At 64.3% G+C, this 12509-nt stretch carries 16 protein-coding genes; 7 read left to right on the forward strand and 9 right to left on the reverse strand.

The genetic code is table 11. The features are described 5' to 3' along the window. Nucleotides 1-32: 32 nt before the first annotated feature. On the reverse strand, nt 33-695 hold the full coding sequence (locus DFR52_RS03345; protein ID WP_245415175.1) for a rhomboid family intramembrane serine protease: 663 nt from the start codon (nt 693-695) through the stop codon (nt 33-35). A 421-nt stretch (nt 696-1116) separates the two neighbouring features. Here DFR52_RS03345 and DFR52_RS03350 point away from each other — a divergent pair, with 421 nt between their 5' ends. The 3 genes from DFR52_RS03350 (at nt 1117) to DFR52_RS03360 (ending at nt 3458) form a co-directional block, all read left to right on the forward strand. Continuing rightward, nucleotides 1117-1743: a PAS domain-containing protein gene (locus DFR52_RS03350; RefSeq protein WP_158284845.1), complete on the forward strand. Its 627-nt coding sequence runs from the start codon at nt 1117-1119 to the stop codon at nt 1741-1743. 88 nt (nt 1744-1831) lie between these two features. Continuing rightward, nucleotides 1832-2440: a PilZ domain-containing protein gene (locus tag DFR52_RS03355; protein WP_342587881.1), complete on the forward strand. Its 609-nt coding sequence runs from the start codon at nt 1832-1834 to the stop codon at nt 2438-2440. A 409-nt stretch (nt 2441-2849) separates the two neighbouring features. Beyond that, entirely contained in the window at nt 2850-3458 is a 609-nt protein-coding gene (locus DFR52_RS03360; RefSeq protein WP_110030477.1) for a transglutaminase-like cysteine peptidase, read from the forward strand. Nucleotides 3459-3733: 275 nt separating this feature from the next. Here the strand turns inward: DFR52_RS03360 and DFR52_RS03365 are convergent, their stop codons facing one another. Both DFR52_RS03365 and DFR52_RS03370 read right to left on the reverse strand, forming a co-directional pair. Further along, nucleotides 3734-4261, reverse strand: coding sequence for a gamma carbonic anhydrase family protein (locus tag DFR52_RS03365; RefSeq protein WP_110030478.1), 528 nt, complete (start codon nt 4259-4261; stop codon nt 3734-3736). Nucleotides 4262-4315: 54 nt separating this feature from the next. After that, on the reverse strand, nt 4316-4645 hold the full coding sequence (locus tag DFR52_RS03370; RefSeq protein ID WP_110030479.1) for a DUF6949 family protein: 330 nt from the start codon (nt 4643-4645) through the stop codon (nt 4316-4318). Between the two features lie 103 nt (nt 4646-4748). Between DFR52_RS03370 and DFR52_RS03375 the strand changes: the two genes are divergently transcribed. Continuing rightward, nucleotides 4749-5504, forward strand: a complete 756-nt coding sequence (locus DFR52_RS03375) for a hypothetical protein (RefSeq protein WP_146215530.1) — start codon at nt 4749-4751, stop codon at nt 5502-5504. A 69-nt stretch (nt 5505-5573) separates the two neighbouring features. Here the strand turns inward: DFR52_RS03375 and DFR52_RS03380 are convergent, their stop codons facing one another. Together DFR52_RS03380 and cysE are read right to left on the reverse strand one after the other, a co-directional pair. Further along, nucleotides 5574-5777 (reverse strand): DUF3126 family protein, encoded by a 204-nt coding sequence (locus DFR52_RS03380; protein WP_110031107.1) that lies wholly within the window; start codon nt 5775-5777, stop codon nt 5574-5576. 94 nt (nt 5778-5871) lie between these two features. Continuing rightward, nucleotides 5872-6702 (reverse strand): serine O-acetyltransferase, encoded by an 831-nt coding sequence (cysE, locus tag DFR52_RS03385; protein ID WP_110030481.1) that lies wholly within the window; start codon nt 6700-6702, stop codon nt 5872-5874. A 73-nt stretch (nt 6703-6775) separates the two neighbouring features. Here cysE and DFR52_RS03390 point away from each other — a divergent pair, with 73 nt between their 5' ends. Then, nucleotides 6776-7579 carry an enoyl-CoA hydratase-related protein gene (locus DFR52_RS03390; protein ID WP_110030482.1) on the forward strand — a complete coding sequence of 268 codons (804 nt, stop codon included), beginning with the start codon at nt 6776-6778 and terminating at the stop codon, nt 7577-7579. Between the two features lie 6 nt (nt 7580-7585). Here DFR52_RS03390 and DFR52_RS03395 read toward each other — a convergent pair whose 3' ends face one another. Both DFR52_RS03395 and DFR52_RS03400 read right to left on the reverse strand, forming a co-directional pair. Further along, nucleotides 7586-8479: an alpha/beta fold hydrolase gene (locus DFR52_RS03395; protein ID WP_110030483.1), complete on the reverse strand. Its 894-nt coding sequence runs from the start codon at nt 8477-8479 to the stop codon at nt 7586-7588. Then, nucleotides 8476-9270, reverse strand: coding sequence for an alpha/beta fold hydrolase (locus DFR52_RS03400; protein ID WP_110030484.1), 795 nt, complete (start codon nt 9268-9270; stop codon nt 8476-8478). The genes DFR52_RS03395 and DFR52_RS03400 overlap by 4 nt, the downstream gene beginning before the upstream one ends. Nucleotides 9271-9456: 186 nt before the next feature. Here DFR52_RS03400 and DFR52_RS03405 point away from each other — a divergent pair, with 186 nt between their 5' ends. Both DFR52_RS03405 and DFR52_RS03410 read left to right on the forward strand, forming a co-directional pair. Further along, nucleotides 9457-9702: a zinc-finger domain-containing protein gene (locus tag DFR52_RS03405; RefSeq protein ID WP_110030485.1), complete on the forward strand. Its 246-nt coding sequence runs from the start codon at nt 9457-9459 to the stop codon at nt 9700-9702. A 72-nt stretch (nt 9703-9774) separates the two neighbouring features. Beyond that, entirely contained in the window at nt 9775-10959 is a 1185-nt protein-coding gene (locus tag DFR52_RS03410) for an FAD-dependent monooxygenase (protein ID WP_110030486.1), read from the forward strand. Here the strand turns inward: DFR52_RS03410 and DFR52_RS03415 are convergent. Together DFR52_RS03415 and DFR52_RS03420 are read right to left on the reverse strand one after the other, a co-directional pair. Then, nucleotides 10932-11666: a TIGR02117 family protein gene (locus DFR52_RS03415; RefSeq protein WP_110030487.1), complete on the reverse strand. Its 735-nt coding sequence runs from the start codon at nt 11664-11666 to the stop codon at nt 10932-10934. The genes DFR52_RS03410 and DFR52_RS03415 overlap by 28 nt on opposite strands. 35 nt (nt 11667-11701) lie before the next feature. Then, a complete protein-coding gene (locus DFR52_RS03420; protein ID WP_110030488.1) occupies nt 11702-12502 on the reverse strand; it encodes an amino acid ABC transporter ATP-binding protein in 801 nt (266 codons plus the stop codon). Between the last annotated feature and the right edge of the window lie 7 nt (nt 12503-12509).

The raw sequence follows: 12509 nt of genomic DNA on the forward strand, positions 1-12509 counted from the left end.
CCCCATAGATCCGGCGAATGTGAGGGTGTCATTCAGCGGCGGCGGATGGGATCGAAAAGCGAGAACGTCAGGAATCCGAACAGAAATCCGCCGACATGAGCTTCCCAGGCGATGGCCGCATCTGTTGCGCCGAGTGAGAAGCCGCCGGCGGCAAGCAGGTTGATGCCGAACCAGACCGCCAGGAAGGCGATCACCGTGCGGTTGGTCAGCGCTTCCAGGATCGACAGCCGCCGACTCAGATGTGCATGCTGCCGGCTGAAGCCGCCGCCTGAAAACGCGAAGCGCGCGGCTGCCGCCATCAGCGCCGAGACCACGCCGGAGGCGCCGACCATGACGCTGCTGTCGGCCCAGTGCATGGCAAGAAACAGCATTGCAGAGGCAATCGCCGCCAGCACCCAAAACATCACAAACCGGCCCACACCGATGCGTCGCGCCACAAGCCCCCCGAAAGCCGCCAGCCAGAACGAGTTCAGGCCGAAATGGGCCCAGCCGCCGTGCAGCAGCGAATAGCTGACCGGAGTCCAGAACCAAGGCCCGTCCCCGCCAACAGCATCGAACGCATAACGTGCGGGAATGAAGGCGAACTCGATGATCATCCAGCGTTGCGCGTCGGCATCGAACACATGGGACATGGCAACCTGAATCAGCCCCATCAGCGCGATCATGGCCAGCACGACGCCAGGAATATTGAACATCGGCTCTCTCGGGCGGTCTCTGCGTGTCTCGCTGGGCACGGGCTGCGGCTGGTCACTCATTGGCGGATCCTCGTCATGGCACCAACCCGACTGCGGGTGGTCGGGGCGGCGCTTCGGGCCTGGCGCAGGCCATACATTGCGGGTGGCGCCGAGGCCAGTGGAAAGAAAAAAAGGCCGCCCACAAGAGTGAACGGCCTGGTCGAGTGCGTCTTCCCCTCGTCCAAATTTTCAAGTGCTGAAAGGCAAAGCCCTCCGTGAAGCAGTGAGGTCAACGTGCCACGGTCCCAGTCGGGGGGCAATTGCTACCATCGGTTAACCTTAACGCCGCCGTGGTGGCACGGTTTTCGCTAGGTAGCGGTGAACGCCGCTTTTTCGGCCGATCTGTCCCGTCATGGCACGGAACCGGAGCATGGAGTCGCCTGTGAGACACACCAACAGCCTGTCCCTGTTTACCTATTGGAACGCAAAACGCGGCAAACGACCGGCGCCGGCCCGCTCCGACATCGAGCCGTCCGATATCAGGACACTGCTGCCGCATGTGTTCATCTGCGAGATTGCAGCCAGCGACCGACTGACCTTCCGCCTTGCGGGCACGGCGATCTGCCTGCTCAAGGGCAAGGAGCTCAAGGCCAGCCATTTCTCCGAATTGTGGTTTCGCGACGGCCAGCGCAACATGGAGCGAACCGCGCGGGCGGTAGTCGATGACGCGAAGCCGGCGGTGCTGTCGGTGGATGCCCTCTCCTGTGGCGGACGAATGCTCGCAGCCGAATTGCTGCTGTTGCCCGTGAGCGGCCCGAGCGGCGGCAATGACCGGCTGATCGGTTCCCTCTCGGTCATCGAGTCGCCCTACTGGATCGGTCATGATCCGGTCGCGGGCTTTTCCACGACCGGCATTCGCTTCCTCGATCCGGAGCGCGAATCCGTCTTTCTGTCCAACCGGCCGGAAGTGCCGTTGCCGCCGGCAGTGCGGCAGAACCCGTCCGAACCTCTGTTCGGGCGCCGCAAGGGCGCCCATCTGTTCGTGGTCGAGGGCGGCAGGAGTGATTGAGGGCGACTGCGACTGATTTGAATACGGCTTGTTAACGTTCAGACCGGTAAACTGAAAGCACAGCCGCCAATACGTTGACAGGTTCCCAATGCTGAACAATCAAGCCACATCGCACACTGGCGCGCCGGGCACCTCGCCTGACAGATACAGCAGTGTCACGATTTCCCTTCAGGGAAGGCTTATGCGCGCCGACCACAGCGAGCATGATTGCATCGTCGAATCCATGTCTCCCGGCGATGCGCTCATCAGTTGCGCCAGCCGCGCCGAAGAAGGCGAGCGGATTGTCGCCTATCTCGATCACATCGGACGTATTGAAGGCAAGGTCACCTCCGCCACCGCGCGCAGCTTCACGATCGCCCTCAATGCCACCGAACGCAAGCGCGACAAGCTCGCGGCACAGCTCACATGGCTGGCCAACAAGCACGAACTCGGGCTGCCCGAGGACCGCCGCCACGATCGCACGGCGCCCGACAGCCCGATGTCAGAGATCCTTCTCGATGATGGCCGCCGCTACCCGTGCCGCATCATCGATCTGTCCATGTCCGGCGCGGCCATCGAAATCGATGTCCGTCCAGCCTTCGGCACCATGGTTGTCCTCGGAAACATGCGCGGCAGGGTCGTCCGCCATTTTCAGGAGGGCATTGCCATGGAGTTCATGAGCGTACAGCCGACCGACCGCGTCCAGCAGATGGTGTGATCGGGCCAACTCCGACAAGCCATTCCTTCCACCCCCACCCAACCGGCCTTAGAGGCCGGTTTTTTATTGCCCGCCCGCCTGTCTTCGCGCATGGTTTCCAACCTGTTTACGTATCTGGCGACTGCCCCATCCCCGCACATGGCGGGTAATCCTGCCGCAACTGGCAGAAGAGGCGAATCCCGGGCTCCAAAGCAGTCCGCGCTGCGGCCAAACCCTGCAGTTCCGGGCGCCGCGCCCGGCATGGTTTCCAAACCATGACCGGACACTCTGCAATTTTATACTTATTCTATACAAATACAAATCGAATATAGTACGAATACGCCGAAACATTGGCGCAAATGTGACTGTATATATTTGCGCGATCTAAAATTGATGCTGTCATGTTCTTCCCATAACGGGGAAGCAAGACATGAAAAAAACAAATTCAATACTGGGGACAACGGCAGCAACACTGGGACTGCTCATCACTCTCTCGACCGGCGCCCAGGCATCCGCCAACAATCTCATTGCGGTCGGCAAGACGAATCCGCCGATCGGCCATTTCGAGTTCTGCAGGTCCTATCCGGGCGAATGCCGTGCTCTCGGACCCGACAGGGGGCCGATGAAACTGACGCGCCAGGCATGGGCCGATCTGTTGGCGGTCAACACCCAGGTCAATCAGGCCATCCGCCCGGACACCGACATGGACATCTACGGTGTCGAGGAACTCTGGACCTATCCCCGGTCAGTGGGAGACTGCGAAGATTACGTGCTGCTCAAGCGCCAGATCTTGCAGCAGAAGGGCTTTGATCCCGCCAACCTGCTGATCACCGTCGTCCTGCAGCAGTCGGGCGAAGGTCACGCCGTGCTGACCGTGCGCACGGATTACGGCGACTATGTTCTCGACAACATGCGGGGCGACGTGCGGCTGTGGGCGGACACCGGCTACACCTTCATCAAGCGTCAGTCGTCGGAGAACTCGGCGCAATGGACCAAACTCGGCGCCGGCAGCGCCACGGCGGTCGGTACCGTCAAGTAGACACCGGATTCCCCCGCGGAGGATGGCGCGACGGGCGCCTGCCGCGGCGGACAGCAACAGGTCAGGCAACACGTCCCCGTTGCCGCCTGGACCACCACGGGGTTTCGGCCGACGTGGTGGATTGGCCCTGGTCAAGCCCCGACTTCCCCGTCCAGACCAGGCCCGGAGCCGATCTTCAGTCCCCGAAGATCGGCTCCACCCCTTTGGCGGCCATGCGCCCCGCTGCCTCCCGCGCGACAGCTGCGATGCTTGGGCGATTGCGTGATTCGCTGCGGTCAGTCGAGCTTTTCAAACCCGGCTGCAAACCGTCTCGCATTGGCGACATAGTGGCTGGCCGACAGCTTCAGCCCGTCCGCCGCAGCGGCGTCGAGTTCCCGCACCACCTTGCCCGGCGAGCCCATCACCAGTGAATTGTCCGGGATCTGCTTGCCCTCGGTGATCAGCGCGCCGGCGCCAATCAGGCAGTTCCTGCCGATGACGGCGCCGTTGAGGACGATGGCGCCCATGCCGATGAGACTGTTGTCGCCGATGGTGCAGCCATGCAGGATCGCATTGTGGCCGATGGTGCAGCCGGAGCCGATCGTCAGCGGAAACCCCATGTCGGTATGCAGCACCGAGTTTTCCTGGATATTGGAGCCGGCGCCGACCCTGATCGGTTCGTTGTCGCCGCGCAGCACGGCACCGAACCAGACGCTCGATTCGGCCTCCAGCACCACCTGCCCTATCACCCGGGCCGAATCGGCGACCCAGTAAAACCCATCGGGGAGAACCGGACTGTGCCGGTCGAGACGATACAATGCCATGGTCAGACTTCCCGCTCTCGCGCGCGCCGGACCCTCCGGCGGCAGGCCCGTGTTCTAGGCCAGAAAGAAGCCGCTCGCAAATGCCAGTTGCAGCACGAGGACTCCCGACATGGCCGACCAGCCCGCGGCCGTCAGCACCATCAGCCCGTAAAGCGCGAGCGATATCGCCCCGCCACGCCATTTTTCGAACCCGCCGGCGAGCAGCAATCGCGGACCGACGAGTGCGGTCACCAACAGGGCCAGCAGTGGACGGGGACCGAAGCCGGTACCGTCCAGCGCCAGCCTCCAGCCTGACATCCGCGCCAGTTCCAGGCCGATCCAGGAGGCGGAGAAGCCGGTCATGACCACCAGCAGGCCGAAGGCGAGATCGAGGATGTAAACCATTGCTTAACCATGATGGGACAGGATTGCTCACAGGCACCGGCATGCAAGGGCCATGCCGCGCTCCCTGCCCCGAAATGGCACATTCACCGCTCCGGATGCCTCGATGACGCAACAGACTCTCAATTATGATCACGCACCGCTGATCTCGTCGCGCTTCATCTGGAAACTCACCGCGGCAATTGCCCTGGTCTGCGCGCTCATCGTGGCAATCAGCGTGGCCGGCCGGATCATCGGCAGGTCCATCGTCATGGCAGGCCACACCACCGACACCTCGCTGCGCGAGATCGTCATCGGCAATGACGTGCTGATGCTGCCGGCCAATGTCATCCGGTTTGAATCGCAGCGTGTCTCCGGCGTGCAGAAGTCGGTTGATACCTATTTCGTCTGGCCTGGAATGAACGGCTACAGCCAGGACCGCCAGCAGGTCTTCAATCAGACCGAATCTGCGGATGGGCTGATCTTCGCCTCCGTCAGCCTGAGCACCATGGCAAAGGACATGTCGGGCCGCTTTACGCCGATCTATCGGCGGCTGGTCACCGGCGCGCCTGTGCCCGGTCCGGCCGGGCTGGACTCCTGGCGACTCAAACCCGGCGCCGGCTACACCAACGAACTGTTGTACGCCGACCGCACCGGCGGCGCGGAGCCCTATGTGGTCAGATGCCTGATCGACGACACGACGGTCGATCACGATTTCATCACCCGCACCGGATGCCAGCGCGACATCGCTCTGGGAGCCGACCTGTCGGTCAGCTACCGATTTGCCGTCGAGCTGCTGCCGCACTGGCGTGAGATCGAGAGTGACGTGCGCGCCACCTTCGACGCGGCGCTGATCTCACCCTCCCCGGCAACCAGGCCCTGAAGACCGCCGGCCGGGATTCGAATGAAAACCGGCCCGAAGATCGGGCCGGCGGGTCGGATGTCGGGCTGCTCAGAGATCGACTTCGAGGATGGCCATCGAGAAATTGTAGGACAGGTCACCGTCCTCGTCGTCGCGGTAGATGATGCCGAGAAACTCCTCCGCGATGTAGACCTCGGCGGAATCGTCCTTGCGCGGACGGGCCTTGATGACCAGCGCCGGGTTGAGGGTGCGCTTCATATACGCTTCGATCTTCCGGATTTCCTCAGGCTTCACGGGCATTCTCCATTCGTTGAATTCAGCCGCTTTTGGCATGGTGATGCCGTCAATGCAAACCCGGAGAGCGACTTTTGCCCGCTCCCGATCGGCCTCAGCCGCAATCCGGTTCGGCGAGCAGCTGATCCATCGAGCGCGACGGTTCCATGCATCCGGCCACGCCGACGACGCGTGCCGGCACGCCGGCGACCGTGGTATTGGCCGGCACCGGCTTGAGCACCACCGAGCCTGCGGCGATGCGGCTGCACTTGCCGATCTCGATATTGCCAAGCACCTTGGCGCCGGCGCCGATGAGCACGCCGTCGCGGATCTTCGGGTGCCGGTCGCCGCCTTCCTTGCCGGTGCCGCCAAGCGTCACATTCTGCAGGATGGAGACATTGTCGCCGATCGTCGCGGTCATCCCGACCACGAGGCCTGTGGCATGATCGAGGAAGATCCCCTTGCCCATCCGTGCCGCCGGATTGATGTCGGTCTGGAAGATCTCGGAGGAACGGCTCTGCAGGTAGAGCGCGAAATCGATGCGTCCGCGGTTCCACAGCCAGTGAGCAAGACGGTGCGTCTGGATGGCGTGAAAGCCCTTGAAGTAGAGCACGGGCTGGATGAACCGGTCGCAGGCCGGGTCGCGGTCATAGACAGCCTGGATATCGACGCGCAGAATCCCGCCCCATTCAGGCCAGTCCTCCATCATCTCGTAGAAGGTCTGCCTGAGCAGGTTGGAGGGAACGTCATTGTGATCAAGGCGCTCGCAGACACGGTGAATGACCGCCTCCTCGAGCGAGCGCTGGTTGAGGATGGTCGAATAGAGGAAGGCCGCCAGCACGGGGTCCCGACCGGCCGCCAGCTCCGCCTCGTTCTTGATGCTGTCCCAGATTGGATCCATCGCCTTGACGGCATCTCCGACGCGCAGGCTGCTCTTGACTGACATTACCGCCTCCGGGGCTGTTTGATTTCCCTGACAAGATAAGACACAACGGGAAAAAAACAAATGGGTGCACAGAATGTCTCTCCAGCAGGACTTCGCCGATGGTCGCATTGCTTGCAGGGCCATCGACGGCATCGGCCGCCTGACGCTCAACCGCCCGGAGCGGCGCAACGCGCTCGATCAGGCGATGTGGGCGGCGATAGGTCCGGCGATCACATGGTTGGCAGCCGACGGCCATGCTGCCGTGATCATTCTGGAGGGGGCCGGCGGACAGGATTTCTGTTCCGGGGCTGACATTCTGGAATTCGACACGGTCCGTGCCGACGCGGCGACCGCCCGCGCCTATGAGACCATGAACTCGGAGGCCTTCCGCGCGCTGCGCGAGGCGCCGGTGCCGGTTCTGGCTCTCATTCGCGGCATTTGCTTTGGCGGCGGCCTCGGGCTGGCGGCGGCCTGCGACCTGCGTCTTGCCGATTCCACGGCGCGTTTCGCCATTCCGGCCGCGCGGCTCGGGCTCGCCTACCCGATCGATGCGGTGCCCGACATCGTTGCCGGCCTCGGGGCGCAGCAGGCGCGGCACCTGCTGCTGACGGCGCGCGAAATTGATTCGCGAGCGGCTCTGGCTGCAGGATTCTTGCTCGAACTTCACCCTCCGGGCCATCTCGATGGGGCGGTGCTGGAAATTGCCCGCAGCATCGTCGGCGCGGCGCCGCTTTCGGTCAGGGCGTCGCGGATGGCGATTGCCGCGGCGCTTCAGGGCGATGGCGGCCTGGCGGCACAGGCGGCGATGCTGGGCGACGCCACGTTCGAGAGCGCCGATTATGCCGAAGGCCGCTCCGCGTTCCGCGAGCGCCGCAAGCCTGTCTTTACCGGTCGTTAGCGGGCTTCAGCGCGACCGTCGCGGCAATGAGTCAAGGAAACCCAGCACCGCGGCATTGAAGGCATCGTTGCGATCGCCCGCCACCATGTGGCCCGCGCCGGTAACGTCGACAAAGGTTGCATGCGGCGCCATGGCCAGGAACCCGGCGACGGCGTCCTCGGTCACCAGTTCCGACTGCTGGCCGCGCACCAGCAGCGTCGGCAATGTCAGCCCGCGCGCCGCCGCCACCAGGGTCTGTTCGCCGCCGCCGGAACCGGTGTTGACCGTCCGTGGCCCGTCGATGAAGGCTGGATCCCAGTGCCAGCGATAACGGCCGTCTCCACCGTGCCGCAGATTCTTGGCCAGGCCCGCCAGTGAACTGGGCCGCTTGCGGTGCGGCAGATAGGCGGCAATGGCGTCGGATGCTTCCTCGAGCGAGGCAAATCCCTCGCGCATGCGCTCGCCCATGAACCCCTGGACGCGGCTTACCCCGTCGGGATCCATGTTTGGCGTCACATCGACCAACACCAGCCCCGACAAGAGCGTGTTGCCGCCGAGATAGTCGGCCATCAGCCCGGCAAGCCCACCGAGCGAGGCGCCGACGAGCACGGGTGCCGCTCCCAAGCGCTCTGTCATGAGGCCCGCCACCGCAATGGCGTCTTCGGCGAAATCCTCGATCGCATAAGCGCCCGACGGCACCCAGTCGCTGTCGCCATGCCCGCGCTGGTCCATCGTGACGGCCGCATGGCCGGCCTCGGCGATCATATGGGCCGCCTTTCCCCAGGCGTGGCGGGTCTGGCCGCCGCCATGCAGCAGCAACACCGGTACGCCGTCTGCGGCGGCATCCGGCATGTAGAGGTCGCCTGCCAGCCTGTTGCCTGCGGCGCCGTGGAACTCGATCCTGGATGACTGCCGACTCATCCGACCGTCCCGGCTTCGACGTCCGTGAAGAAGCGCAGCACCTCGGCCTTGAAGCTGCGGTCGCCGACGGCCAGCATGTGGTCGCGATTGGCGATGTCGAATCCGCGACCATTGGGCAGCATCTCGGCAAGGTCGGTCGCCGCGCCGGCGATCTCGTCCCTCGTGCCGACCGCCACCAGGATCGGCATGGTCAACCGTGCAAGGTCTGCGCGGTCGATCAGGGTGCGGGACGTGGAAATGCAGGCGGCAAGCGCCTGTCTGTCACTCTTCGTCTGGTCGGCGAAGGCGCGGAACATGCGGCCGCGCTCGTCAATGACATCGTCGATCGAATCGGCCATGAGCGCGGCGGCAATCGGGTCCCAGTCGCCGACCCCGTCGATCATTCCGAGACCGAGCCCGCCGAACACCGCGGAGCGGACGAGGTCGGGTCGCGCCAGGGCCAGGAAGGCCGTGATCCGCGCGCCCATGGAGTATCCCATCACATGCGCATGATCGATGCCGAGCTCGTCGAGGAGGCCCGCGGCATCCGCAGCCATGATCTCCGGCGTGTAGGCCGCCGCATCATGCGGCTTGTCGGACTGGCCGTGGCCGCGGTTGTCGAGGGCAAGCACCCGATAGCCCGCATCGCCGAGGCTCTTGAACCAGCCCGGATACACCCAGTTGACATGCGCCGTGGAGGCAAATCCGTGAATGAGCAGCACCGGCACACCATCGGCGTGGCCGCCCTCGTACCAGGTGAGTTCCGTGGATCCGGAGGTGAAGCGGTTGGCCTGCAGCTTGTCGAGATTCATGTCGGCTCCTTTGCCCGCCCTGCATACCGCCAATGCCGCCCGACGCAAAACCGTTTGAGACCGGGGCCGCGCTTTTCCCGCCAGGGAGGCTTGCCTTCGCCAGCATCAGCGACAGAATCGAGCTACACTTTTGCGGTTCCAGCGTATAAGGTCCGCCGCAACAGCGCGACACAGACGGAGACGAGCATGGCCGGCCACCACATTCCGCACTTCCAGAACGATCAGGGACATCGGGCAATCGAGATCGGCGTGAGGGAATTCATGTGCGTGGGCGCCAATTCGCCTTTCGACCATCCGCATGTCTATCTTGACATGGGGGCCGACAGGGAAAAGGTCTGCCCCTACTGCTCGACGCTGTACCGCTACAATCCGGTCCTCGCCGCCGCGGAAACCAATCCCGAAGGCTGCGTCTTCCACGACCTCGTCGCCTGACAGATCCGCTCCGGCAATCCGCGCCGGCGCCGCGATCGTCCGGCTGATCACCAGCGCGATCGGAGTTGATCCATGGCGACTTTGCCGATCACCATCATTGGCGCGGGAATTGGCGGTCTGACGGCCGCGCTGGCCTTTGCCCGCAAGGGTCACGGGGTGGAGATCGTCGAGCAGGCGGCGGAGCTCAGCGAGGTCGGCGCCGGGCTGCAGGTCTCGCCCAATGCCAGCCGTGTTCTCGGCGCCCTCGGACTATCTGAAGCGTTGGCCGGCGCGATGCATTGCCCCGGACGCATTGACCTGCGCGACGGGCGAACGCTCTCACCCATCGCCCATGTGCCCGCCGGCGACTGGGCCCGGAACCGCTGGGGCGCGCCCTATGGCGTGATGCACCGGGCCGACCTGCACAAGGTTCTCACCGATGCCGTCATCAGGCATCCGAAGTGTCGGCTGCACATTGGCCGGCGCTTTTCATCCGGCCCGGACGAATCCGTGACTGACGCGCTTGCGGTCATCACCGGCGGCAGGCCGCAACTGGTGGTGGGCGCCGATGGCGTCTGGTCGGCGGTGCGCCACAGGGTGCCGGGTGCCCTGCCCCCGGTGTTTGCCGGCCAGGTTGCATGGCGCTTCGTCGTCGACGCGTCCTGCGCCGCGCCCGTGCTCGACGCGGCCAATGTCACTGCCTTTCTTGGGCCGTCCACCCATCTGGTTGCCTATCCGCTCGATCACGGGCGGCGAATCAACATGGTGGCCATCGCCGAGGGCAGCGATCCCGGACGGATCTGGGATGGGCGGGAGCGGAGCAATGACAGGGCCGCGCTGCTCGACGCCTTTCGTCGCTGGCACCCGGCAATATCCGCCCTGCTGCGCGCCGCACCCCAGATGACCTGCTGGCCGCTCTACGCGGTTCCCGACGGTCGCTGGAGCGATGGCGACAGACTTGTTCTGATCGGCGACGCCGCCCACGCCATGACGCCGTTTGCCGCCCAGGGCGCCGCCATGGCCATCGAGGACGGCTTCGAGCTCGCCGAGGCGGTCGGCGCCGGCGACCTTCCGCTCGGCCCGATCCTGACGGCTTTCGAATCCCGGCGCCGGATCCGCCTCGCTCGCGCCCGCAGCCGCGCGGCCTTCAACCGCTTCGCCTACCATGCCCGGGGTCCGATCCGCCTCGGCCGCAACCTTGTGCTGGCGCTGAAGTCACCCGAAAGCCTTGGCGCCGATCTCGACTGGCTCTACGGCCACCGCTCGCCGGGCAGTTGAAGCACGACGTCGTCACCGTTGTGCAGCCGCAGGCTGAACTCCAGCAACTGCGGCAATGGTGTCCACCATCCGGTCGATACGCCCGCCATGCGCAGCATGCGCGAGGTCCAGACATTACAGCCGGCCAGTGCGTTGAAATGGCCGATGCCCTCGTAGAAGGCGTCGAACTCGCCATAGGACGCGCCGGCAATCGGAACCGGCCGGCCGGCGCCATCGCGCGCGAAGCTAGCCTCGATCCCCGCAATCAACGTCTCGAAGCCGGCCCCGCTGAGCAAGACCGGCTGCACCGAGGGATGGACGGGATCGATGTCGCCGGCAAGCTCCATGTGCATCACCGACCGGTCGAGCGTCAGCGCGCGCGCCAGAGGTCCGGGCTTGAGGTCTGACCAGGTCGGCGTGGCGATGTAGAAGCTGCGGCTGCCCCAGCCGGCGACGATCCACGCGACGCCCGGCTGCGCCGGATCGAGGCCTGCCTCCGCCATGAAGCCGAAACGCGACAGCACGTCGGGATCGGCAGGCAGCGCGATGTCGGAATGGATGTCCGAGGACAGGATAAGGATCATGCGCCCGCCCGCATGGGCGGCAGCGGCGGACGCGGGTCCGCCCGCAGTCCACGCCGGCCTCGGAAGCAACGTTCCGAGGCCGAGGATGAACAGGATAGCGGCCGGCACAATGCCGAGGCCGCACAGAAGCCGCTTCAGGCGCATCCGGCAGATCCCTTTCGCGCCCCCGCGACGTGCGTCTAGTGCAGGATCTGGCTCAGGAACAGCTTGGTGCGCTCATGCTGCGGATTGTCGAAGAACTCGTCGGGCGCGTTCTGCTCGACGATCTGGCCCTGGTCCATGAAGATGACGCGGTTGGCGACCTGGCGCGCGAAGCCCATTTCGTGCGTCACGCACAGCATGGTCATCCCTTCCTCGGCCAGACCCACCATGGTGTCGAGCACTTCCTTGATCATTTCCGGATCGAGCGCCGAGGTCGGTTCGTCAAACAGCATGATGCGCGGATTCATGCACAGCGAGCGAGCGATGGCCACGCGCTGCTGCTGCCCCCCCGAGAGCTGGCCCGGATATTTGTTGGCCTGCTCGGGGATCTTGACCCGCGTGAGAAAGTGCATGGCCACTTCCTCGGCCTTCTTCTTCGGCATCTTGCGCACCCAGATCGGCGCCAGCGTGCAGTTCTCGAGGATCGTCAGGTGCGGAAACAGGTTGAAGTGCTGGAACACCATCCCGACTTCGCGCCGAACCTCGTCGATCTTCTTGAGATCGTTGGTCAGCTCGATGCCGTCGACGATGATCTTGCCCTTCTGGTGTTCTTCCAGACGGTTGATGCAGCGGATCATGGTCGACTTGCCCGAACCGGAAGGTCCGGCGATGACGATGCGCTCGCCGCGCATGACCTTGAGATTGATGTCGCGAAGGACATGGAAGTCGCCATACCACTTGTTCATCCCGATCAGCTCGATGGCTACATCGGTATCGGAGACGGTCATTTTGGACGGTTTGACGGCAGCGTCGGCTTTCTGAGCCTTGTTGTCAGCCATTGTGCTG

Origin of the sequence: Hoeflea marina, assembly GCF_003182275.1 — a bacterium.
GTDB classification, from domain to species: domain Bacteria; phylum Pseudomonadota; class Alphaproteobacteria; order Rhizobiales; family Rhizobiaceae; genus Hoeflea; species Hoeflea marina.